The following is a 22,410-nucleotide window of genomic DNA, read 5'->3' as shown; positions in this document are numbered from 1 at the left end:
CCCCCTCTCTTCTAAGCTTATGAGATGAGGTGGACAGACATGCCGTCCCGTTTTTTGCACTACTTTTGTAATGTATCTTGTCTGTTTTTATGGTAATATAGTACTAATAGGGGCTTGTTGTTGAACTACGTTTAGCGTTCAGGAAGCCCTAAGTAATGGTCGAATAATCCTAAGCGAACGGGAGTGATTGAAATGACAAGTGTCATTGCCGGTATTGTCGTCTGTGTATTCGTGTTTGTCATTCGAGAAACGCTGATGCGGACGGCCGATGAGGATGTAGACAATTATTACTGATTCCAATTGTGAGGGATTTCCCATGTCTGAAACGAACAGCAATACGGTGTACGATCTGATGGGAGGGGCGGCGACGATCCGCAGGCTGGTCGAAGCTTTCTATCCGAAGGTGCAGGCGCATCCGCTGCTTGGGCCGCTTTTTCCCGAAGATATTAGTCCTGTTATGGATAAACAATATTTGTTTCTAACGCAGTTTTTTGGCGGACCGCAGCTGTACTCCGATCAATATGGACATCCGATGATGCGCGCCAGACACATGCCATTTCCGATTACCAGAGAGCGGGCCGCTGCTTGGCTCGGCTGTATGTCGGAGGCGATGGACGAGATCGGGATGCCGGACGATTTGAAACTGTTCCTGCTCGAACGCTTGCAGGGGCCTGCGTATCATTTTATCAACACGCCGGACGAAATCTAAATTTGTTGGGCTACACCACTACTTCGGAGAAAGGGCGGTATTCAGATGGTAGCTCCTCTCTACGACATTTCCGTTACTTGCACCTTCTGCAGCAACGTTTTCACGACGAAGAAGGTTCGGCCGAGCTTTAAAAAAGCGGTCAAAACGGATGCCGACTTCTGCATTCACTATAAAGACACGAATCCGGATTACTATGTCGTTCGCGTTTGTCCGTATTGCGGTTTCGCGCACTCCGAGAATTTCTCAGATCGCTGGACGCAAGCGCAGCGCGAGACATTTTATGAACGGGTGGCTAAAGTCTGGACGGTCCGTGATTATTCCGGCGAGCGTACGTGGGAAGAAGCGCTGCACAGCTATAAGCTGGCGCTGCTCTGTGCGCAGATTAAGAACGAGAAGCCGCGGGTCGTGGCAGGACTTCTGCACCACCTGGCGTGGCTGTACCGCATCCATGGCGATACGGCGCAGGAAGAGCGGTTTCTGGCATTTGCGCTGGAAGCGTATGTCAGCGTTTTTGAAACGGAAGGCATGGATCTCAACAATGCACGGCTGATGTATTTGATGGGCGAGCTGAACCGGCGGTTGAAACGATTTAATGAAGCCGTCCGATGGTTTTCGCGTATCATCAACGATCGCAAAATTATGGACGCCGGGATGATCCGGGCGAGCCGAGAGCAATGGGTAACAACAAGAGAGGACATGCTGGCGATGCGGCTGGACTTGCCGGAGGAAATGAAGCAGGCCAAATAACAGCCGTTAGCGGCTTTAACGTAAATGAACGCGAATGCCCTGGACCGGAAAGTGACCGGAGGGGCTACGCGTTCATTTTTTGTTGAAGCGGGCGAATCGTGAAGAGGGTCGCTCTGTTTTTGCCGCCGTGCTTGGAGGCATAGAGCGCTTGATCCGCTTCGGAGATGACTTTCTTGAGCTCGACCGAGGTGTTCGGCGAAATCGCCATGCCAATGGAGATGGTGATGGGAATGGCCTTGGGTTGATCGCTCTGGTCGTGCTGGGAGAACGTCTCCGCAACTTTGTCGCAGAGGGATTTGGCGTAGACGGTAAGCCGTGCCGGATTCGTCTCCGCGCTGAGGAGAATGAATTCTTCGCCGCCGTAGCGGGCCAAGTAATCCTGCTCGTCAATGTGGTGCCGCAGCAAGGAGGAGATATCCCTCAGCAGCTGGTCACCGGCCAAATGACCGTAGAAGTCGTTGTACTGTTTGAAATTGTCTAGGTCGATCATGAGAATCGCGATATTGCGCTTGCGAAGCAGATTCGCTGCAATCGGCAGGAAGCTGCGCAAGTTCGGCAGCTTGGTGAGGCCGTCTTGATTGGCCTGCAGCTCCAGTTCCCGCTGCAAGCGCCAGTTGCGGTTCTCATCATTGATCATAATGAGGATGATGGCAAATGTCGCAAAGATGATGCCGGTGATGAGCAGTTGGTTCGCTAGAAAGGGCAAAGTGAGCACGCTGCCGAACGCCAGCTGGCTTATACAGCGCAGCACGAGCCCGCTGATGGATAATTGAAGTGCATGCTTGATCGGAATATCCATGAAGCCGCTGCGGTATTCCTGGTTATGGAAGAAGGCGGCCAGCACGGCTGGAATCAGGAGCTCTTGGCCGATCAGCAGCCACGGATTGCCGTCCGTGAACAGCAGCGTCGCGATGGTCGGCAGCAGGGTCGAGAGCAGCGCGCTTGCGAATCCGTAGCGGATGCCTGCCATAAAGATCGGCAGAGAGCGCAGATCGATGAAGCCGAGCGACGCCGGAAAAGGAACCAGCATCATGACGATGCTGGCGAGCCCAGTAAGCATCGGCGCCAGTGCCTGCTCATGGGAGTCGATGAGCATTTTGCTGCGGATTTTGACCGCCACGTAGTTCAGAGTGATCAAGGTACATGCACTTGTCAAAGGAACAAGGTACGTATTCATTGGGGGAAACTCTTCTCCTCACATGAAAAAGCTGCGTCTTAGGGCCGGCTCCGCACCGGTGTGTCTGCTAATAAATAGTCGCGATCCGTATCGACAAGCGTCAGTTTATTATGGCAGCATGGGAAGACGAGCAGCTTTTTTTTGCCTTCATGAATCGAGGTCAGCTCGTGAATTTTGAGCGGCAGGAGCACGTTCGCGCTTTGGCAGAACGGGCACTCCGCCACGTAAATGTCTTTCATGATGATCTCATACGGCCACGTATTGATAAAAGGAATCACGGCTTATTTGGATTCCGTTCCATCGCCTGGAGAGGCGTTTTTGGAAAGCTCGGCGATTTTTTGCAATAAAATATGTTGTGGCATATGCATGAGATGTTCTAAGGGCACGTTTAACTGCTCGGCAAGTTTGACGGCAGTCTCAGGGGAAATTTGTAAGGGTTTCATTGTGTTAGTCACCTATCCTGTTCCAGTTTTTTCTGAGGAACTCTTCCTCATTGAATCATACTTTTGACCTATAAGCAATGAGGAAGATGAAGCGGCTTTCTTCTCGCGGGCGGATATGATTTAATAAATAGTGGAAAGGACAGGTGATCGCTGTTGAAATTGCCTCTTAATCAAACATGGGATCTTGACGCTTTTTTTTCAGGTGGAAGCGGGTCTGCGGCATTTGCGGAGCATTTGAAGGCGCTGCAAGCCTCGATCGCGGCGTTTCAGGAGGAGGTTCGCACGACGGCCCCGCCTCAAAACGCGGATGACACAGCCGCCCTGGCGAGCCTGGTGGAGCGTTACCAGCACAATCTGAAGCACATCATTGAAGCGGATTCATTCGTAGGATGTTTGTTAGCCGATAATCAAAAAGATAAGAAAGCGCCTGCCCTGAACGGCCAGGTGAAGAGCTTATCTGCGGAGCACCTGTCGTCCTTGACGCATTTTGATCAAGTGCTGACGGGCATTCCGGATGAGGTGTGGGCAGCTATCCTGCAGAAGGAGCCGTTTGCCGGAGTGGCCTTTGCTTTGGAGGAGCGCCGCTCGCTGGCGAAGGAAAAGCTGCCGCCGGAGCAGGAAGCGTTAATTAATGATTTGGCCGTAGACGGCTATCACGGGTGGGGCGACTTGTATAATTCGACCGTCGGTCAATTCGGCATGACGATCGAAGAAGACGGAAAGTCCGTCACGCTGTCGGCGGGGCAGGCGTTTAACAAGCTGCATACCGAGAACCGCGAGGAGAGGTTGGCGCTTTTTGAGAAGTGGGAGAGCGCTTGGGCGGACAAAGCCGAGTACTGCGCAGAGGCGCTGAATCACTTAGCGGGCTTCCGGCTGCAAGTCTATAAGTACCGCGGCTGGGACAGCATACATAAGGAACCGCTTGCCATCAACCGGATGGAAGAGAAGACACTGAAGGTCATGTGGGACGTCATTGACCGCAACAAGGACATTTTCGTTGATTATTTGAACCGCAAGGCGAAGCTGATGGGCGTCGACAAGCTTGCTTGGGTGGACGTGGATGCGCCGCTGGGCGACTCGTCCAAAAAAATCTCGTACGATGAAGGCGCTTCGTTGATCGTCGATCAGTTCAAGCCGTTCAGCCCGAAGCTGGCGGCGTTCTCTGAGCAGGCGTTCGAGCACCGGTGGATCGAGGCGGAAGATCGCCACGGCAAGCGTCCGGGGGGCTTCTGCACCTCGTTCCCGATCAAGGGCGAGTCGCGCATCTTCATGACGTATGGCGGCACGCTAAACAACGTCTCTACGCTGGCGCATGAGCTCGGCCACGCTTATCACAGCCACGTGATGACGGATATGCCGCAGCTGGCCCAAGAGTACGCGATGAACGTCGCGGAGACGGCGTCTACGTTCGCGGAAATGATCGTCGCGGATGCCGTTGTGAAGCAGGCGTCCACGGACGACGAGCGGATCGTATTGCTGGAGGATAAAATCCAGCGGGCGATCGCATTCTTCATGAACATTCATGCGCGGTTTATTTTTGAGACGAACTTCTATGCGGAGCGTCGTCAAGGATTAGTTAGCAGCGAGCGTTTGAGTGAGCTGATGGTTGAGGCGCAGAAGCTGGCGTACAAAGATGCACTCAGCTCATATCATCCGCATTTCTGGGCGGCGAAGCTGCACTTCTACGCGACGGACGTGCCATTCTACAATTTCCCATACACGTTCGGGTACATGTTCAGCGCGGGCATCTACGCGCGTGCGCTGCAAGAAGGCGCCGCGTTCGAAGACAAATACGTCGCGCTGCTGCGCGATACCGGCAGCATGACGGTGGAAGCGCTGGCGCAGAAGCACCTCGGCGTCGACCTGACGGAGCCGGATTTCTGGCAAAGCGCGGTCGATATGGCGGTATTCGATGTGAAGCAGTTTATGGCGCTCACGGAGGCCAAAGTGAAGTAAATGAGGAACGGTCTCGGAAGTCCTGAAAAGGGCTGCCGAGACCGTTTTTTTACGCAAGAAAGTATATCCTCTAAGCGGCTCCATGTCATCAGCAGACGCTATTGTCCTTGAAAAGACGGCGTAATCCGTTCATTTTAACAGTTGAGACTGGCTGCGCTTTTGAAGACTATCCCCAACGCTCAGGCAGATCCACTGTGTTCAGGAGGATGGCCGTAGGATGCCAGTTGGTCCCTGAGGTTAAGGGATAATGTGTAAAAGCAAAGTCTGTCCTATGCAAAGAGGGGGAGCAGTGTTGGGCAGCAGTTCCATACATCAAACAAGAAGCTCCCGCCGCGCGGGAGCTTCTGCCTTGCTGATTCGTCTATGTATGCCTGCCTACAGCTTAAAGATCTGGATCGTCTGTTGGAGCTGCGTGACGACGCGTGTCATTTCTTCGGCTTGGCTAACGATGCCTTGCACCGTAGCAATTTGTTCGTTCATGGAAGCGGAAACTTCCTGTGTGCCTGCGGCGGACTCTTCCGTAATTGCGGAGATGTTCTCCATCGAGGCGGCGATCAGATTGGAGCTTTGCAGCATTTGCTCGCTTTCATCGGCAAAGCGTTTGATCTCTTCCGAAATGAAGCTGACGCTGCCGACGATTTCGGCGAAGACGGTTTCCGTCTGCTCGATGAGCTGGGTTTGCTTTTTCACGACTTCCTCATTCATCTGGATGCTGCGAATCGCATCTTGAATGCCCTGTTCGATGCTCTTCACGAAGCCGAATACTTCGCGCGTCAGGGATGTAGACTCTTCCGCGAGCTTACGCACTTCCTGCGCAACAACCGCGAAGCCGCGTCCGTGCTCGCCGGCTCTCGCCGCTTCAATGGAAGCATTAAGGGAGAGCAGGTTTGTTTGCTCCGCGATTTCGGAAATCGAGCGGGTTACGTTCGTGATGCCGGCAGCTTGTTTGGCGAGCAAATCGATCGTATCGGAAACTTGGCGGGTGACTTCCACGTTGCGTTTCATGCCGACACCTTGACTTTCGACGGAGGTGCGGCCTTTTTCGACCAGCGTCATCATCTGTTCGGAACGGTTTTTCATTTCTTGAGCCGAGCCGGCGTAATTCACGACTTTCACTTCAATATCCCTGGACGTAACGGAGACACCGGAAACTTCCTCCGAGATTTGACCGGCACCAGCAGCAAGCTCGTGCGCAGAAACACTGACTTGCTCCAGCACGGAGCGGAAGTTTTCATTTTTCGTATAAATATCGCGGCTCGTCTGGAAAACCTGCTTGGAGATGCTGCCTGTGTCGCGCAGAATATCGCGCAGTTTATCAATCATTTTATTGAAAGATTGTCCGAGTTGGCCGAGAGAATCGTCCGTTGTGATCGTAACTTTTTGCGAAAAATCGCCTTTGGAGATGTTCAGTGCAATACGGGAAAGGTCGGAGATCGGTTCGGTCAGCTGGTTTTCAAACCAACGCGTGAAAGGCACGGCGCCGATAATAATAATGACTAGGAAGATTATGCCAAGTAAGCGATTCCAGTCTGAGGCGAAAGTAACAATCAACATAAAAAGCGAGTTTATACCGAGCAGTGCGAAACAACCAAGCTGTAGTTTTTTTCTAAACGATAGGGACGAAAGTTTATCCAAATCGACCGACTCCTCTGTGTAAAGTAATTAAAAATTTAGGGAAAATGACCCTATGTATGGAAAGTATACCATTGAAATTAGAAACCGACTACAGGATTTCGACAATAATCGTTCAAGAATTACACGAAAATTGGAAGAAATATTAAGTGAATATAAAGAATTTAGCGAATATATAAAATATTGGGAATAAACTGTTGAATATTGTAAACTCACTTAGTATAATAGGACTACAAACGAGATTAACATATTTAGGTAATAAATCACAATTTAAGGAGGAATGAGATTAAGTTGGAACCTATTACACTTTCAAAGCAAATTGATTTTGTATTCCGCAAGTTGAAGGATGAACTCTGCCAGGTGAACTCGGGGACGGTTTTTGTCCATATCCGCAACAATGAAATTGGCAAATTCGGGGTTAAGCACTTGCCGTTTGAAGGCGTGGACGGCGAGGTTCTGCTAGGCTCACCAAACGGCCTGACCGAGCTCCAGTTTCAGACGTTCCGTCAGATGGCGATCGCATCGCTAAGCCGCAAAAGAAGCTGGACGCATGGCGAAATTTTCTATGATTTTACCGTGAAGAAGGGGATCATCTCGGTTAGCATTTTGTTTGAGAGCAACTACAATATGTCTTCATACGCAAGAACGATTTAGCAGCACTTATTTTCTTTATACAAGATACATAGAGAGGGTGTTCCTCAGCTAAAAAGCTGGCGAACGCCCTTTTTTCTAGGTACGGGTGTCCTCGGGGGAAGGGGGCAGGCGGGAAAGACTCGCTCTGCGAGCCACAGGTGCGGCCGTGAAATAGCCGTGAAATAAGCGTGGTAAATTGCTTCTAGTTTCGCCGCCATCGCCTACCGCCCTTCTCCAACGAACTGGAATTTCTCCCGTTCATTTTCGCATTTTTGCCCAAATTGGGGGGTAAACTGCAATTCTTCCAGTTCATTTGCCCGTTTGGAGGAAATTCCTTCGAAACTGCTGAAATGAGCTGGAGCTTTTCCGGTTCAGCTGGCACGGGAGTGGCTGCAGGGAAAAATGAACTGGAGGTCTTCCAGTTACGGAAGTGGCTACAAGTGAAGTAATCTGAGGTTCACCCATTCATGGACACGCAAAGCCGCTCAACTTGCACGATGTTGCCCGGGTTCCCTTTGTTGCATATGGGGTGGTTTGCAGAGAGGGAACTGCTTTTGGCCACGGGACGGTCAGCGTGCGTCAACTTGGATTGGGCGGGGGCGGCTAAGGCCAGCGGGCTGTGCGCTGTCAGCGCTGCGGCAGAAGAACACGACCCTTGCCGTACGGAATGCACATCGGCGTGCCGAAGAGCGGGTCGACGCTGACCTGGCATTTCATATCAAACACGCGAAGGAGCAGTTCCTCGTTCACGATGTCCTCGGGGCTGCCTTCGGCGAACACGGTGCCTTCCTTGATGGCGACGATGTGATGCGCATACCGGCAGGCGAGGTTGATGTCGTGCAGCACCATGACGATCGACCGCTGCTCGTTCCGGTTCAGCTCGAACAGCAGATCGAGCACCTCAATCTGGTGCGTTAAATCCAGGTACGTCGTTGGCTCGTCTAGCAGCACGGTCGGCGTATCCTGCGCCAGCGTCATCGCGATCCACGCACGCTGGCGCTGGCCGCCGGACAGCGAGTCCACGGCGCGGTCCGCAAATTCGAGCAGGTTCGTCAGCTCGAGCGCGCGGATGACATGCTGCTCATCCTCAGCTGACCATTGCTGCAGCCAGCTTTGGTACGGGTAGCGGCCTTGCTTGACGAGCTGGCGGACGGTCAAGCCCTCCGGCGCGGACGGCCCCTGCGGCAGGATCGCCATGCGGCGCGCCACCTCCTTGGTGGACAGCTTGGCAATTTCTTCGCCGTCCAGCAGGATGGCGCCGGAAGTCGGCTTCATCAGCCGCGCCAAGGAGCGCAGCAGGGTGGACTTGCCGCAGCCGTTGCTGCCAATGAAGACCGTGATTTTGCCTTTCGGGATTTGCACATTCAAGCATTTGAAAATCGTATTGTCACCGTAGGTCAGCTGAAGCGATGCCGCTTCCAGCGCGTGATTCGTTGTTGTCATTCGTGAGAGCTCCCCTCTCAAAATAAAGTTATCCGCGGTTGCGGTTCCGGTACAGCAAGAAAATGAAGACCGGCGCGCCGATCGCAGCGGTAAAAACACCAGCAGGAATATCGTGCGGCCGGAACAGAAAGCGGCCTGCCAAGTCCGCAAGCAGCAGCAGCAGAGAACCTGTCAGCGCAGAAACGGGAAGCAGCGAACCGAAGCTTGGTCCGACGAGCTTGCGGGAAATATGCGGCGCCATCAGGCCGATGAAATTGATCGCGCCGCCGAAAGCTACCGCCGCCCCCGACAGGGCGACGCTTAGTATAATCAGGAAGAAGCGCTGGCGCTGCACACGGCTTCCGACGCTGTTGGCGATATCTTCGCCCAGTGACTGCACGGTAATGTGCCGGGCATACACGAAAATGACCGGAACGAGCACGACAAACCAGGGCAGGAGCGGATACACAGCTTTCGTCCACGAGACGCCGTAAATGCTGCCCGTCATAAACGTCAGTGATTGATTTGCGAGAATAATCGGGCCGGAGAGCAGCATGAGATAGGTTATTGCGCTCATCGCCGCTGTGAATCCGGTGCCGATCAGCACGAGCCGCAGCGGTGTGATGCCGCCGCCCCGCCACGAAAGCAGGTAGACGAACAGCGTGGCGGCAAAGGCGCCGATAATGGCGGCGATTGGCAGGAAGTGGATGCTGACTTTATCCGAGAAAAAGAAGAAAAAGGAAACTGCGCCGAGCGTTGCGCCGCCTGTGGTGCCGATCGTGTCCGGCGACGTCAGCGGGTTGCGTACGATGCCTTGCAGGATGGAACCGGCAATGCCTAGCGATGCGCCGATCAAGACGGCCATCACAATGCGCGGCAGGCGCAGCGAGCGCACGATCATCGTGCCTGGCCCCACATCGTAACCGAAAATGGCGCGGACAACGTCGCCCGGCTTAATATAGATGCTCCCGACTCCTGTGGAGATCACGACGAAAGCAAGCACGAGCAGCAGCAAGACGAGCGTGACAACGATCGCTTTTTTACTGATGGCAAAGGAAAACGCCCGATTTCGGACGGTAAAATCTCGCGGGGATGGACTCATTTGAGCAGGCCTCCTTTGCGGGCGATATAGGTGAAGAACGGTACGCCGAGAATGGCCGTCATGACGCCGACGTGCACTTCCTTCGGCATAATAATGAAACGGGCGCCGATATCCGCCCCGACGAGCAGAATCGCGCCGAGAACAGCGCAGTAAGGCAGCACCCATTTGTAATCGATGCCGACGAGAAATCTGACGATATGAGGAATAATGAGACCGACGAAGACGATCGGACCGGCCACGGCTACGGAGCCGCCGGCGAGCACGATAATGACGAGCGCAGCGAGAAATTTGATATAGACGGTAGACTGGCCGAGCCCTTTGGCGACGTCGTCGCCCATCGCCAGCACGTTGATGTGCGGGGCGAGCAGCAGCGCGCCGACACCGGCGATCAGCATATACGGATAGACCGACTGCAGCATGTCCATCGTGCGGCCTTCAATAGAGCCGACGAGCCAGAACAGGACCTGCTCAAACGCTTTGCCGTTGCTGAGCAAAATCCCTTGCGTCAGCGAAGCAAAGAAGGCGGTCATGGCGGAGCCGGCCAGCGTAATTTTCATCGGCGTCAAGCCGTCGCGTCCCAAGGAACCAAGCCCGTAGACGAGTGCGGAGGAGACGGCGGCTCCGGTAAACGCGATCCACGTAAACTGTGTAATGCTGGTCACATTGAAAAAGCCGACGGCCAGCACGATCGCAAAGGCGGCGCCCGAGTTGATGCCGAACACGCTCGGAGAAGCGAGCGGGTTGCGGGTGATGGCCTGCATGAGCGCCCCGGCCATCGCCAGGCTCGCGCCGACCAAGGCGGCAATGAGCGCGCGCGGAATGCGGACGGACTGAATGATTAACGCCTCGTTCGTGGGCGGATCGGTCGGATGAAAGGAAGCAATGACCTGCTGCCATGAGTAAGCGTGGAGGCCGAAGCGAACCGAGCCGATCATGAAAAGCAGGAGCACGATAAATGCGGCGAGCAGTCCGATACTTTTATAGAAGTTATGGCGTCGTTCTTGTTGAATCGTGGTATTCATAGGTAATAGCGCACCCTTCTTTTTCTGCTCAGTTTATTGTAAGGAGTTCCATCCGTGAAGTCAACGATCATGAGAATCATTATCATTGACAGAAAGTCAGAAGTCTAGTAGTATATGGTCTGGGATTGATAATGATTTTCAATAGAAACGCATCTTTGGGAGGAACGTATTCACATGGTAACGAACACAAAATTCAAATCAGCGTGGGCCTTATTCGCCTGCCTGTTTATTTTCAGCCTGGTTGTTTCGGCTTGCGGAACCAAATCCGCATCGGAGTCCGGCGCATCGGCTTCTCCAGCTGCGAGTGCGGCGGTTAAATCCGATGCTCCGCGCACGATTAAGCATGCGATGGGCGAAACGGCAGTCCCTGCGAATCCGCAGCGTGTCGTCATTTTAACGAATGAAGGGACGGAAGCCCTGCTCGCGCTTGGTGTGAAGCCGGTCGGTGCTGTCGAGTCTTACATAGGGAAGCCTTGGTACGATCATATCCGCGCGGATATGGAAGGCGTGACGACGCTAGGTACGGAGTCTCAGCCGAATTTGGAAGTCATCGCTTCCTTGAAGCCCGATCTGATTATCGGGAACAAGATGCGTCAAGAAAAAGTCTACGAGCAATTAAAAGCGATTGCGCCAACTGTGTTCTCGGAAACGCTGCGCGGGGAATGGAAAACGAACTTCAGCCTCTACGCGGATACGCTGAACAAGAAAGCGGAAGGCGAGAAAGTTATCGCAGCGTTCGATAAACGCATTGACGATTTCCGCACGAAGATCGGTCCTGACAAGCTGAAAGAGAAAGTGGCGGTCGTCCGCTTTATGGGTGGTAAAACGAGATTTTACTTTGGAGATATGTTCTCCGGCGTAATTTTCAAGCAAATCGGCTTTGCGCGTTCGGATGCGAAGAGCGATGAGAAATCGTTCGAGGACATTACCAAAGAGCGCTTGACTGAGCTGGATGCAGCGGATAAAGTGTTCTACTTTACGTATGAGACCGGAGATGGCAAGGGGACGAAGCAAGAGCAAGAGTGGATGAACGATCCGCTATGGAAAAACCTGAAGGTTGTGAAAGACAACAAGCTGGTAAAAGTTAACGATGCGACTTGGAATACAGCTGGCGGGGTTAAAGCGGCGAACCTGATGCTCGACGATTTGTACAAAATCTACAACGTGAAGCCGTAGTCCGGCCGCGCGCAATGAAAAGGGGCTTTCCACCGATCTGCGATGGAAAGCCCCTTTTATGGTTAAGTATAGGGGATCTTATCTGCTGAATTTTGCGTTAGCGCTAACACCAGCAGAGCCTGCAAGTTGTTGTTCAGCAATTTGCACGAGACGACGAGTGATGTTGCCCCCGATAGATCCTGTATCGTAAGACGTCATGTAGCCGTAGTACCCGTCTTGAGGAATTTGGATGCCCAGTTCTTGAGCAACTTCATACTTCAATTGGTCCAATGCGGAAGACGCTTGAGGAACGACAAGGGTGTTGGAGCTGTTGTTGCGGGATTGTCCTGTAACCATGTGTAATCACCTCCAGTCGATAGTAGTATGAGCCGTTTTACAAAAAATACTCGTGTTGGAAATGGAAATTTTTATAAAATTTATTTTTGCAAGAAAAAAGGGACTTGTCTTTGCTATAATGAGAAAATGGCATGGAGGGCGGAGGTGGGAAGCATGTTTACACTAACGGTTCAGGGCTGGTCCCTGGATAAAGATTTGCAAATTATTCAAGCGGATGTGCACATGTCGGCAGACGGCAGCGTGCTCGTTGAAGAGCCGCTTTGCGTCGATGTGGGACTGCCGGCTTTGCTATACAGTACACTGCACGATACGCTGCCGGACCGGTTTGCGCCTGCGGACGCGTGGGAGCGGATGCCGTTTTTCGTCTGCGGCTGCGGCGATCCGGAATGCAGAGGGTTTTCTTTTGTCGTGACGCACAAGTCTTCGGAGGAGATCGAACTGCAGCTGGTGGAAGAGCGCTCAAGCGGCGGGTACCGGGAGCTGGAGACGCACATCGTCCCTTGGGCAGCGTATGCCCGGCAGATCGGAGAGATTGCGGAGACTTATCTGGCCTTTGTTGCGAATCTCGATTATCGTCCTTATTATAAGGAAACGGTGAAGGTTGTTCAGGACCTGCTCACGCAATTACGTCACAAATTACAGGGAGAATAGCATGGCGGCGTCAAAATTTTATGTCGTCTGGGTCGGGCACAAGCCGGGGATTTACCGGTCATGGCCGGACTGCCAGGCGCAAACGAACGGGTACCCTCAGGCCAAGTACAAATCGTACGAGTCCGAGAGCGAGGCGAAGATGGCTTACGAAAAAGGCTGGCAGAAATCGCTGAATTTCTCGGGAAAAGGGACAAGCGGCGGCAACGCCGGGAAGAAATCGGCAACGCCGGAAACCGCACCGGAAGTCGATTACAACAGCATTTCGGTCGATGTCGGCTGCTCCGGCAATCCGGGCATCGTGGAATATAAAGGCGTGGATACGAAGACAGGCGAGATCATTTTTTATCAAGGCCCGATTTCCAAAGGCACGAACAATTTAGGCGAGTTTCTTGCGATCGTTCATGGACTTGCTTATTTAAAGAAGCAGGGGAGCAACAAAACGATTTATACGGATTCCGTGACCGCGCTGAGTTGGATTCGGAAGAAAGAAGTGTCGACGAATCTCGTTCGCGACAAGTCGACGGAAGAGATTTGGATGCTTGTCGATCGCGCGCTGAAATGGCTGCAGACAAACACCTATACGAATAAGATCGTGAAGTGGGATACGAAAAAATGGGGCGAAATCAAGGCGGATTTCGGCCGCAAGTAGCAGTTATGAACACTTGGTTAATTATTGTCGGAAATGATCGAAAAATATCGTAAAACATATTGACGCACTCTCTCTCAGATGCTACTATTACTAGAAATAATTCCTACTACTTGACTTGGAATATAATTCCGATTAGTATAGTAGGAAATAGAGATAGGAAGCTATGGGAGGGTAAATCATGAAAAGAAAATTGTTTAGCGTCGCACTCAGCCTTGTGTTAGCCGGAGGCGTGTTGGCGGGTTGTGGCAGCAAAGAGAGCACCAGCGGAGCAACGCCGGCAGCAAGTGCAAGCGCGGGTGCAGCCAGTGATCTCGCTGGCAAAAAAATTGCACTTGTGATGCAGTTCAATACAGGTACATTTTCCTCGCAATATGTGGAGGGTGTGAAAGAGCAAGTGGAGAAGCTGGGCGGCAAAGTTACGGTTTTCGTTGCGGACACGGATCTGGCGAAAATGGCGTCCAACCTGGATGCAGCAGTCAATCAGAAGTTTGATGGCATTCTCATTGACCATGGTACAGCGGAAGCGCTGGAAGCCGGCGTGAAGAAAGCCTTGGATAAAAAGATTCCTGTCGTCAGCTTTGATTCGATCCTTACCGTTCCTGGCGTAACCTCGCTGGAGCAAGGCGATCAGAAGATGGCGGAGGCGACGCTGGAGCAGCTGGCGAAGGATGCTGGGGGCAAAGGCAACATCGTGAAAATTTGGGTTGCCGGCTTTGCTCCGATGGAGCGCAGACAAGAAGCGTACCAAGCGTTCCAGAAGAAATATCCGGATATTAAAGAAATTGCTGCTTTCGGTACGGCGCAGGATCCGGCTTTGGATTCCCAAACGCAAATGGAAGCGATCTTGAAAAAGTATCCGAACAAAGGCGACATCACAGCGGTATGGACAGCTTGGGATGAATTCGCGAAAGGTGCATCCCGTGCCATTCAGCAGGCGGGACGTACGGAAATTAAAGTGTACGGCATCGACCTGAGCGATGAAGATCTGCAAATGCTGCAAGATCCGAAGAGCCCATGGGTTGCTTCCTCTGCGGTAGATCCGAAAGACATCGGGCGCGTTCAAGTGCGTTACTTGTATCAAAAGCTGCACGGCGACCAAACGCCGGATAAAGTCGTTCTGGATCCGGTCTACGTCTCCAGAGATCAATTGCCGAAAGATAAGCAAGTGAACACGGCGCAGCTGAGCGAGTACGTCAAAGGTTGGGGCGGAAGCCAACAAGGCTACACCGACTGGCTGAAAGCGGCAGAAAAAAAATAAAGCTAACCGAGGGTCCCATCGCTTCCTGAGCGGTGGGACTTTCAGATTGATGAGCGGGGTGGAAAAAGATGCCGGAGGCAGGTAGCGGCGCATTGCTGGAAATGAAGGGAATTACGAAATCCTTTCCTGGTGTGAAAGCGCTGCAAGATGTAGATTTTACGCTGGGGCGGGGGGAAATTCATGCCTTGCTGGGCGCGAACGGTGCGGGGAAAAGCACGTTGATGAAAATTTTATCCGGCGCCTACACACATGATGCCGGAACGTTGGAAATCGAAGGGCAAACGCTTGGCATTCGCACGCCGAAGGATGCGATGGACCATGGCGTTTACTGCGTGTATCAGGAAGTGGATACCGCGCTCGTGCCTGAGCTTAGCGTCACGGAAAATGTCATGATCGACAAGCTCGTGCAGGGCAGCGGCTGGGTCAGCTGGCGCAAGCTGCACCGCCAGGCGGAAGCGATTCTCGCGCAGCTCGGCGCGACGTTCCCGGTGCGCAGCAAGCTCGATGAGCTGAGCATCTCGCAGAAGCAGCTCGTGCTCATCGCCAGAGCGATCGCGCACAAGGCGAAGATCATCATCTTCGACGAGCCGACGGCGCCGCTCAGCCTGGAAGAATCGGAGCGGCTGTTCCGCATCATGGACAGCCTCAAGCAGGAAGGGGTGGGGATCGTCTTCATCTCCCACCGCTTGCAGGAAGTGTTCCGCGTCGCCGACCGGATCACGGTGATGCGCGACGGCCGCCGCGTCCTGACGGAGGCGGCCGCGCAGATGGACATCGCCTCCGTGATCGAGGCGATGCTCGGCAAAACCTTCACCGAGGAGTTCCCGAAAGCCGATGTCCCCATCGGCGACGTCCTCCTCGAGGTAAAGGACCTGCGCCGCGGCACCAAGGTGCGCGGCGTCAGCTTTGACCTCCGCCGAGGGGAAATCCTCGGCGTGGTCGGTCTTGTCGGCGCCGGCAAAACGGAGTTAAGCCGGCTGATCTTTGGCGCCGACGCCGCGGACGGCGGCGAGGTGCGGCTGGGCGGGCGAAAGCTCACGCTCCGCCAGCCGGAGGATGCCGTGCGCGCCGGCATCGCGCTCGTGCCCGAGGAGCGCCGCAAGCAGGGCGTCCTCGTGGAAGAGACCGTGAAGCGCAATCTGTCGCTCACTATTCTGCGCAAGCTGAGCTCGCTCGGCTTTGTGAAGCGGGGCGAGGAGCAGCGCCATGCGCTCGCGATGATCGGATCGCTCGGCGTCTCGCCGAACGATCCGAATCGGCAGGTCAAGCACCTCAGCGGCGGCAACCAGCAGAAGGTGGCGGTCGGCAAATGGCTGCCGACGGACGCCGAGGTGTACATGTTCGATGAGCCGACCAAAGGGGTCGATGTCGGCGCGAAAAGCGATATTTTCCGCTTGATTGGGCAATTGGCATCGGAAGGCAAAGGCATCATTTATTTATCGTGTGAACTCAATGAAATTATAGGAATTGCCGATCGTATTGTCGTGATGAGCTATGGTTCTGTCGTGAAGGAGCTTTCCCGCGCGGAAGCGACCCAGGATCTCATTCTTACGTATGCGAGCGCGGGGGAGGCTGAATAACGTGAAGGAAAAAACGTTGGATTTTTCGTTTAAGTACGGGGCATTGTTCATCATTGCAATCGTATTAATCGTGTTTTCTTTTATTAATGAGAACTTTATGACGTATGACAATATTACGGACATTTTGCGGTCGATTTCGATTGTCATGTTCGTGGCGATCGGTGTGACGCTGTCTCAGATTGTGGACGGGTTTGACTTGTCCGTCGGCTCGACCGTATCGCTCGCGACGGTTGCGTCCGCAGCGATGATGGTATGGTACCAGCAGCCGCTTATTCTGGTCATTCTGGTGCCGCTGGCAATCGGGGCGATCATCGGGCTGTTGAACGCTTTTCTGATCGTCAAGGTGCGCATACCAGATTTGCTGGCGACGCTGGCGGTCATGTACATCATTGGCGGCGTGCAGAAGACGTATACGAAAGGCTTTTCCATCTATAACAATATGAGATTTCAAGACGGTACGGTCGCCAAAGGGAAGTTCACGCCGGAATTTTTGTGGATCGGACAGGGCAAACTGCTTGGCGTGCCGGTTCCGGTGGTGCTCATGATCGTCGCTGTTGCCGCTGTTCATATTTTCCTGACCTATACGCGCTGGGGACGCCAGCTGTATATCACAGGGGGCAATCGCGAGGCGGCGCGGTTATCCGGTATTTCTGTGAACAAAATCCGCTTGGCGGCTTATGTGTTATCCGGTATTTTCGCGGCATTCGGGGGTATTCTATATGCGTCCCGCGTCGGCTCCGGGCAGATTGACGCCGGGGCTCCGTTGCTGATGGAAGCCGTCGCTTCCGTATTCGTCGGGTATTCAGTGCTTGGCGCAGGGAAACCGAACGTCATTGGCACTTTCTTCGGAGCCGTGCTGATCGGGGTGCTGCTTAACGGACTTACCATGCTGAACGTGCCGTATTTCGGCTTCGACATTGTCAAAGGCGGCGTGCTCGTCCTGGCGCTGGCCATTACGTTCGTCCACTTAAACCGGCGGAAATCCTAGGTTTTTGCGGAATTTCCATGTTACGTTGACGCGTTATCATACTAAAGGAAGAATTTTTGCGAGAAGTGTGGTATGATAGATTCATTATTTTTATATACCTGACATGAACAATAGGAGGAACTAGCAATGGCAGATCGTAAGCAGCGCAGTGACATGATTAAAAAAGGCTTCGACCGCGCGCCGCACCGCAGCTTATTGCGTGCAGCAGGGGTAAAAGAGGAAGATTTCGGCAAGCCGTTTATCGCGGTCTGCAACTCGTATATAGACATTATTCCGGGTCACGTGCATTTGCAGGAATTCGGTAAAATCGTCAAAGAAGCGATCCGCGAAGCGGGCGGCGTACCGTTCGAGTTTAACACCATCGGTGTCGACGACGGCATCGCGATGGGCCACATCGGCATGCGCTACTCTCTGCCAAGCCGTGAAATCATTGCGGACTCCCTGGAAACGGTTGTCAACGCGCACTGGTTCGATGGCATGATCTGTATCCCGAACTGTGACAAAATTACGCCTGGGATGATTATGGGCGCACTTCGCGTCAACATCCCGACGATGCTCGTCAGCGGCGGACCGATGAAAGCCGGGAAAGACAAAAACGGCCGTTCCATCTCCCTGTCCTCCGTATTCGAAGGCGTTGGTGCCTACCAATCCGGTAAAATCGACGAAGCCAGCTTGACAGAGCTTGAGCAATACGGCTGTCCGACTTGCGGCTCCTGTTCCGGTATGTTCACGGCGAATTCCATGAACTGCTTGGCTGAAGGTCTTGGCCTGGCAATGCCAGGTAACGGTACGATTCTTGCCGTTGCTGAAGAGCGTAAGCAATTCGTAAAAGATTGCGCGAAGCAATTGATGGAATTGATTCAAAAAGACATTAAACCTCGTGACATCGTGACGATCGAAGCGATCGACAATGCGTTTGCTTTGGATATGGCGATGGGCGGTTCCACCAACACCGTTCTTCACACATTGGCTATTGCGGCTGAAGCGGGCATCGAGTATCCGATTGCTCGTATCAATGAAGTGGCAGAGCGTGTGCCTCACTTGGCGAAAATCGCACCTGCTTCCGATTATCATATCGAAGACGTGCACAACGCCGGTGGCGTGAGCGCGATCATCAACGAGCTGCTCAAAAAACCAGGTGCTTTCGACGGCGACCGTCTCTCCGTATCCGCGAAAACGATCCGCGAGAACGTAGCTGGCTGCGAAATTCTGAACACGGATGTTATCCATCCGCTGTCCAACCCGCACAGCGAGCGCGGCGGCTTGGCTGTCCTGTTCGGTAACCTGGCACCGGAAGGTTCCATCGTCAAAGTTGGCGCGGTTGACAAGTCCGTAGGCGGCCGTCACGTCGGCCCTGCGATCTGCTTCGACTCCCAAGAAGAGGCGCTGTCCGGCATTGCCAACGGCAAAGTGAAAGAAGGTCACGTCGTCGTTATCCGTTATGAAGGACCAAAAGGCGGTCCTGGTATGCCGGAAATGCTGGCACCAACTTCACAAATCGTCGGTATGGGTCTGGGCGCGAAAGTTGCCTTGATCACAGATGGTCGTTTCTCTGGTGCATCCCGTGGTATCTCCATTGGTCACATCTCACCGGAAGCTGCAGAGGGTGGTCCTCTGGCATTCGTACATGACGGCGACATCATCGACGTTGATATGGACGGCCGCAAAATCGAGCTGCAAATCAGCGACGAAGAGTTTGCGAAACGTCGCGAGACTTGGACAGAATTCCAACCGAAAATCCAATCCGGTTATCTGGCGCGTTACACCAAAATGGTAACGAACGCAAGCGCCGGTGCGATTTTGAAAATCTAATCGCACACATAAGCAAGCCCCGCTCTCGGGTGGCAGTCAACTGCTGCTCGGAGGCGGGGCTTTTTTCATTTTAAGAACTGCATGAACAGCAGTGAGCCGGTCAGCACCGTCACGGCTACGACGATCGAAAGCGAGAGGACGAAGCGCGATTTGAAGATCGAGAGCAGCATCAGCGTGCTTTTGACATCAATCATCGGGCCGAACACCAGAAAGGCAAGCAAGGAGCTTGGCGAGAATGTTTTGGCGAACGAGAAAGCGACGAAGGCATCGGTCGTCGAGCACAGGGACAGCAGATACGCGAAGCCCATCATGAAGACGTGCGAAAGCAGTGCGCCTTGACCGATCTCGGTGAGGCTGTCCTGGGCGACGAAGGTCTGGATGATGGCCGTAAGCAGGGCGCCGAGCATCAAATATTTGCTCATTTCGATCATCTCGGAGGTGCCATGGCTGAGCATCGTCATGACGCGGCCGCCGTGGTCGTGGTGATGAGCGTGATCATGCTCATGCCTGTGATGATGATGGTGATGGCCGTCATGGTCATGGTCGTGATGATCGTGATGATGAGCAGCGTGATCATGGTTATGGTGCTCGTGAGCGTGGGACTTGTGAATCGCTGCGGCGGAATTTCCGCTTGGCGCGACCGGGTGGCGAAGCGGGTCTTTCTTCAAGAAACGAGTCAACCACAAGCCGATGACGAGGGCGACGCCGAAGGTGAGCCCCATCCGGGCGTAAGCCATAGAGGGATCGCCGCGGAACGCCATCCAGGTCGAAGCGAAGACGATCGGATTGAGAATCGGCCCGACGAGGATGAAGATGACGGCGATGTACACCGGCATGCCTTTGCGCATCAGCTTGCGGACAAACGGAATCATCCCGCATTCGCAAAGCGGAAACATGATGCCAAGCACACAGGCGAACAGGACGCCGCCAATCGGGTTGCGTGGGGTCATCCGTTGGATAAACCCTTCGGGAATGAAGTTTTCCACAACGGTTGAGAGCAGGACACCCATGAACATGAAGGGCAGCGCATCCAGAAAAATATCCATAAAGGCCGTAAATACATCTTTAAGCGGATAAATGACGGCAGGCAGCGGAGGCAGCTGTCTGGTCGTGACAATCAGGAACAGGAGCACTGCGCAGATGAACGTCGTAATCGGCAGGCTCCATCTATACATCGTGGAAGACAATGTGTCGACACCCCTTTGGCGAGCAGATAATAGTACCATTCTATGTACGAGCTGCGCCGTCTAGGACAACCGAGAGCTTTTCTCAATGACTTCAATTCGTGCAAAAATTTAAGCAGGACGTTATGCCGGTTGACATCGCCGATTCAACGTGTATAATAATAGAAAATCAATGGCAATGACAGGAACAAGTACGTTTGACTCCCGTTTCTCAGAGAGCCGGTGGATGGTGCGAACCGGTGAAACAAGCAAACCGAATGGATCCTCGAGCTTGAAGCTGAACAAGGTGGCAGCCGCCTTCGGAACCTAGGCCGAAGAATGAGTCTGCAATGCCAGTATGCGAAACGGCTGCTCTCCGTTATCAGAGTCTGAAGGTTTGTTTCCTTTACCCCTGCAGCGATCGATGCAGTCAAGGCGGAACCAAACAAATTAGGGTGGTACCACGGTCTCTCGTCCCTTGCGGCGAGAGGCCTTTTTGTATTCTTTTTTAGCACATTAGAACGCATATTCTCGAAGCGGTTCTATGCCATCAGTAAACGCGCCTATCCTTGATAGGACGGCGGAGCCGGATGGCGAAAATCCACCGGGATTTGCTGGGAATAAGGTTATGGGGCAGCCAGTTTTGCCTCGAATGGCGGGTTAAGAGGGTTTGTCCCCTTCTAATTCGCCGAAATAGCCTAATTTCGCGTAGTTAGCAGGGTCTGGCCCCTCTTAGTGACCATCGCCGAGCGAGTTTCGCCGAAACACCAATCAGCAAGTAGATCCTCGAATCGGCCGTTACGAGCAAACGATCCCGTCTCTGTAAGGACGGCGGAGTCATTTTTACGAAAATGACGATGCACGCTGCGACAAAATTTTCATAATTGCGTGTGACCCGAAGGGTCATGAATGTTTATCTTTGCTAGGCTGTGTGATAACAGCCATTCCCATTAGGAGGTTTTGTCCATGAAACGCGTACTTTCCGGCATGCAATCCAGCGGCCAATTAACGATTGGCAACTATATCGGCGCTCTGCGCAACTTTGTCAATTTGCAGCACCTGCACCGCTGCTACTTCATGGTGGTTGATATGCACGCGATCACCGTGCCGCAGGATCCGGCTGCTCTCAAGGAGCAGACGGAATCGATCGCCTCGCTGTACATTGCAGCGGGTCTCGATCCGAATAAAGCGTCGATTTTCCTGCAATCCCACGTGCCTGCGCACGCGGAACTGGGCTGGATTATGACGACGCTGACGTACATGGGCGAACTGGAGCGCATGACGCAGTTCAAGGATAAATCCGCCGGCAAAGAGTCTGTCGGAGCCGGACTGTTCACGTACCCGTCGCTCATGGCGGCGGACATTCTGCTCTACAATGCCGATCTGATTCCGGTTGGCGACGACCAGAAGCAGCATTTGGAGCTGACGCGCGATCTCGCGAACCGCTTCAACAACCGCTTCGGCGAGTTCTTCACCATGCCGGAGCCGTACATGCCGGAAATCGGTGCAAGAATCATGTCTTTGGACGATGCGTCCAAGAAAATGTCCAAAAGCTCGCCGAACCCTGGCAGCTATATCGCAATGCTTGACGAGCCTTCGGTTATCCGCAAAAAGCTGAGCCGCGCGGTAACCGATTCGGGCCGCGAAGTGAAATACGATCCGCAGAACAAACCGGAAGTGAGCAACTTGATCTCGATCTACTCCCATTTTGCTAACATGTCGGTGGCTGAGATTGAAGCGAAGTACGACGGGCAAGGCTATGGGCCATTCAAGAAAGATTTGGCGGAAGTCGTGGTTGCGGTGCTGGAGCCGATTCAAGAGCGCTATCGCGAGATTCGTAAATCCGGCGAGATTTTCGATATTTTGAAAAAAGGCGCAGCCGAAGCCTCGGAGCTTGCAAACGAAACGCTGCTCGAAGTGAAGAAACGGATGGGCTTCGTACTCCCATCCTAAT

Annotated in this window: 21 protein-coding genes and 1 other annotated feature; of the genes, 12 read left to right on the top strand and 9 right to left on the bottom strand. The window is 53.4% G+C overall.

The features are described 5' to 3' along the window. Nucleotides 1–316: 316 nt before the first annotated feature. Both ABE504_RS19130 and ABE504_RS19125 read left to right on the top strand, forming a co-directional pair. Nucleotides 317–709: a globin gene (locus tag ABE504_RS19130; protein WP_430091624.1), complete on the top strand. Its 393-nt coding sequence runs from the start codon at nt 317–319 to the stop codon at nt 707–709. Nucleotides 710–754: 45 nt separating this feature from the next. After that, nucleotides 755–1,456 carry a DUF2225 domain-containing protein gene (locus ABE504_RS19125; RefSeq protein WP_430091622.1) on the top strand — a complete coding sequence of 234 codons (702 nt, stop codon included), beginning with the start codon at nt 755–757 and terminating at the stop codon, nt 1,454–1,456. A gap of 64 nt (nt 1,457–1,520) precedes the next feature. On the opposite strand, the gene ABE504_RS19120 is transcribed toward ABE504_RS19125, so the two are convergent. The 3 genes from ABE504_RS19120 to ABE504_RS19110 are packed head-to-tail and all read right to left on the bottom strand — an operon-like array spanning nt 1,521 to nt 3,076. After that, nucleotides 1,521–2,633, bottom strand: coding sequence for a GGDEF domain-containing protein (locus tag ABE504_RS19120; RefSeq protein WP_430091620.1), 1,113 nt, complete (start codon nt 2,631–2,633; stop codon nt 1,521–1,523). Nucleotides 2,634–2,671: 38 nt separating this feature from the next. Next, nucleotides 2,672–2,911 carry a hypothetical protein gene (locus tag ABE504_RS19115; protein ID WP_430091618.1) on the bottom strand — a complete coding sequence of 80 codons (240 nt, stop codon included), beginning with the start codon at nt 2,909–2,911 and terminating at the stop codon, nt 2,672–2,674. A 3-nt stretch (nt 2,912–2,914) separates the two neighbouring features. Next, nucleotides 2,915–3,076 (bottom strand): YycC family protein, encoded by a 162-nt coding sequence (locus ABE504_RS19110; protein WP_430091617.1) that lies wholly within the window; start codon nt 3,074–3,076, stop codon nt 2,915–2,917. Nucleotides 3,077–3,229: 153 nt separating this feature from the next. On the opposite strand from ABE504_RS19110, the gene ABE504_RS19105 reads away from it, so the two are divergent. Next, a complete protein-coding gene (locus tag ABE504_RS19105; protein ID WP_430091615.1) occupies nt 3,230–5,032 on the top strand; it encodes a M3 family oligoendopeptidase in 1,803 nt (600 codons plus the stop codon). A gap of 375 nt (nt 5,033–5,407) precedes the next feature. On the opposite strand, the gene ABE504_RS19100 is transcribed toward ABE504_RS19105, so the two are convergent. After that, complete coding sequence (locus tag ABE504_RS19100; protein ID WP_430091613.1) at nt 5,408–6,667, bottom strand: methyl-accepting chemotaxis protein; 1,260 nt, start codon at nt 6,665–6,667, stop codon at nt 5,408–5,410. A 288-nt stretch (nt 6,668–6,955) separates the two neighbouring features. Here ABE504_RS19100 and ABE504_RS19095 point away from each other — a divergent pair, with 288 nt between their 5' ends. After that, entirely contained in the window at nt 6,956–7,318 is a 363-nt protein-coding gene (locus ABE504_RS19095) for an O-methyltransferase (RefSeq protein ID WP_430091611.1), read from the top strand. A 606-nt stretch (nt 7,319–7,924) separates the two neighbouring features. On the opposite strand, the gene ABE504_RS19090 is transcribed toward ABE504_RS19095, so the two are convergent. From ABE504_RS19090 to ABE504_RS19080, 3 genes are read right to left on the bottom strand one after another with little or no spacing between them, the layout of a single operon-like run. Further along, entirely contained in the window at nt 7,925–8,740 is an 816-nt protein-coding gene (locus ABE504_RS19090) for an ABC transporter ATP-binding protein (protein ID WP_430091609.1), read from the bottom strand. 28 nt (nt 8,741–8,768) lie between these two features. After that, on the bottom strand, nt 8,769–9,821 hold the full coding sequence (locus ABE504_RS19085) for a FecCD family ABC transporter permease (protein WP_430091607.1): 1,053 nt from the start codon (nt 9,819–9,821) through the stop codon (nt 8,769–8,771). After that, nucleotides 9,818–10,843, bottom strand: a complete 1,026-nt coding sequence (locus ABE504_RS19080) for a FecCD family ABC transporter permease (protein ID WP_430091605.1) — start codon at nt 10,841–10,843, stop codon at nt 9,818–9,820. The genes ABE504_RS19085 and ABE504_RS19080 overlap by 4 nt, the downstream gene beginning before the upstream one ends. 174 nt (nt 10,844–11,017) lie before the next feature. Here ABE504_RS19080 and ABE504_RS19075 point away from each other — a divergent pair, with 174 nt between their 5' ends. Continuing rightward, nucleotides 11,018–12,019: an ABC transporter substrate-binding protein gene (locus ABE504_RS19075; RefSeq protein ID WP_430091603.1), complete on the top strand. Its 1,002-nt coding sequence runs from the start codon at nt 11,018–11,020 to the stop codon at nt 12,017–12,019. 78 nt (nt 12,020–12,097) lie between these two features. On the opposite strand, the gene ABE504_RS19070 is transcribed toward ABE504_RS19075, so the two are convergent. Further along, complete coding sequence (locus ABE504_RS19070; protein ID WP_430091602.1) at nt 12,098–12,355, bottom strand: small, acid-soluble spore protein, alpha/beta type; 258 nt, start codon at nt 12,353–12,355, stop codon at nt 12,098–12,100. A gap of 153 nt (nt 12,356–12,508) precedes the next feature. Here ABE504_RS19070 and ABE504_RS19065 point away from each other — a divergent pair, with 153 nt between their 5' ends. The 6 genes from ABE504_RS19065 to ilvD all read left to right on the top strand — a co-directional run bounded on the left by ABE504_RS19065 (nt 12,509) and on the right by ilvD (nt 19,293). After that, nucleotides 12,509–13,006 (top strand): hypothetical protein, encoded by a 498-nt coding sequence (locus tag ABE504_RS19065; protein ID WP_430091600.1) that lies wholly within the window; start codon nt 12,509–12,511, stop codon nt 13,004–13,006. A gap of 1 nt (nt 13,007) precedes the next feature. Continuing rightward, nucleotides 13,008–13,655, top strand: coding sequence for a ribonuclease H (gene rnhA, locus ABE504_RS19060; protein WP_430091598.1), 648 nt, complete (start codon nt 13,008–13,010; stop codon nt 13,653–13,655). A gap of 178 nt (nt 13,656–13,833) precedes the next feature. Next, on the top strand, nt 13,834–14,913 hold the full coding sequence (locus ABE504_RS19055; RefSeq protein WP_430091596.1) for a sugar ABC transporter substrate-binding protein: 1,080 nt from the start codon (nt 13,834–13,836) through the stop codon (nt 14,911–14,913). Nucleotides 14,914–14,981: 68 nt separating this feature from the next. Next, on the top strand, nt 14,982–16,493 hold the full coding sequence (locus tag ABE504_RS19050) for a sugar ABC transporter ATP-binding protein (protein WP_430091594.1): 1,512 nt from the start codon (nt 14,982–14,984) through the stop codon (nt 16,491–16,493). Between the two features lies 1 nt (nt 16,494). Continuing rightward, nucleotides 16,495–17,481: an ABC transporter permease gene (locus tag ABE504_RS19045; protein WP_430091592.1), complete on the top strand. Its 987-nt coding sequence runs from the start codon at nt 16,495–16,497 to the stop codon at nt 17,479–17,481. A gap of 126 nt (nt 17,482–17,607) precedes the next feature. Continuing rightward, on the top strand, nt 17,608–19,293 hold the full coding sequence (gene ilvD / locus ABE504_RS19040; protein ID WP_430091590.1) for a dihydroxy-acid dehydratase: 1,686 nt from the start codon (nt 17,608–17,610) through the stop codon (nt 19,291–19,293). 65 nt (nt 19,294–19,358) lie between these two features. Here the strand turns inward: ilvD and ABE504_RS19035 are convergent, their stop codons facing one another. Next, a complete protein-coding gene (locus ABE504_RS19035; protein ID WP_430091588.1) occupies nt 19,359–20,480 on the bottom strand; it encodes a permease in 1,122 nt (373 codons plus the stop codon). A gap of 166 nt (nt 20,481–20,646) precedes the next feature. Next, nucleotides 20,647–20,938: a binding site (T-box leader), on the top strand. Between the two features lie 484 nt (nt 20,939–21,422). Between ABE504_RS19035 and trpS the strand changes: the two genes are divergently transcribed. Then, the gene (gene trpS / locus ABE504_RS19030; protein WP_430091586.1) at nt 21,423–22,409 is read left to right on the top strand and encodes a tryptophan--tRNA ligase; all 987 of its coding nucleotides are present in this window, start codon (nt 21,423–21,425) and stop codon (nt 22,407–22,409) included. Nucleotide 22,410: the final 1 nt, after the last annotated feature.

It is taken from the genome of Paenibacillus oryzisoli (assembly GCF_050467285.1).
Lineage (GTDB): Bacteria > Bacillota > Bacilli > Paenibacillales > NBRC-103111 > Paenibacillus_E > Paenibacillus_E oryzisoli_A.
The sequence above is the reverse complement of the archived record's forward strand: the minus strand, read 5'-3'. Positions and strand labels throughout refer to the sequence as shown.

Coding starts and splice junctions, on each gene's coding strand:
- ABE504_RS19050 (WP_430091594.1), top strand. CDS start 14,982: ATGCCGGAGGCAGGTAGCGGCGCATTGCTGGAAATGAAGGGAATTACG.
- ABE504_RS19120 (WP_430091620.1), bottom strand. CDS start 2,633: ATGAATACGTACCTTGTTCCTTTGACAAGTGCATGTACCTTGATCACT.
- ABE504_RS19085 (WP_430091607.1), bottom strand. CDS start 9,821: ATGAGTCCATCCCCGCGAGATTTTACCGTCCGAAATCGGGCGTTTTCC.
- ABE504_RS19075 (WP_430091603.1), top strand. CDS start 11,018: ATGGTAACGAACACAAAATTCAAATCAGCGTGGGCCTTATTCGCCTGC.
- ilvD (WP_430091590.1), top strand. CDS start 17,608: ATGGCAGATCGTAAGCAGCGCAGTGACATGATTAAAAAAGGCTTCGAC.
- ABE504_RS19125 (WP_430091622.1), top strand. CDS start 755: ATGGTAGCTCCTCTCTACGACATTTCCGTTACTTGCACCTTCTGCAGC.
- ABE504_RS19065 (WP_430091600.1), top strand. CDS start 12,509: ATGTTTACACTAACGGTTCAGGGCTGGTCCCTGGATAAAGATTTGCAA.
- ABE504_RS19070 (WP_430091602.1), bottom strand. CDS start 12,355: ATGGTTACAGGACAATCCCGCAACAACAGCTCCAACACCCTTGTCGTT.
- rnhA (WP_430091598.1), top strand. CDS start 13,008: ATGGCGGCGTCAAAATTTTATGTCGTCTGGGTCGGGCACAAGCCGGGG.
- ABE504_RS19090 (WP_430091609.1), bottom strand. CDS start 8,740: ATGACAACAACGAATCACGCGCTGGAAGCGGCATCGCTTCAGCTGACC.
- ABE504_RS19130 (WP_430091624.1), top strand. CDS start 317: ATGTCTGAAACGAACAGCAATACGGTGTACGATCTGATGGGAGGGGCG.
- ABE504_RS19080 (WP_430091605.1), bottom strand. CDS start 10,843: ATGAATACCACGATTCAACAAGAACGACGCCATAACTTCTATAAAAGT.
- trpS (WP_430091586.1), top strand. CDS start 21,423: ATGAAACGCGTACTTTCCGGCATGCAATCCAGCGGCCAATTAACGATT.
- ABE504_RS19110 (WP_430091617.1), bottom strand. CDS start 3,076: ATGAAACCCTTACAAATTTCCCCTGAGACTGCCGTCAAACTTGCCGAG.
- ABE504_RS19055 (WP_430091596.1), top strand. CDS start 13,834: ATGAAAAGAAAATTGTTTAGCGTCGCACTCAGCCTTGTGTTAGCCGGA.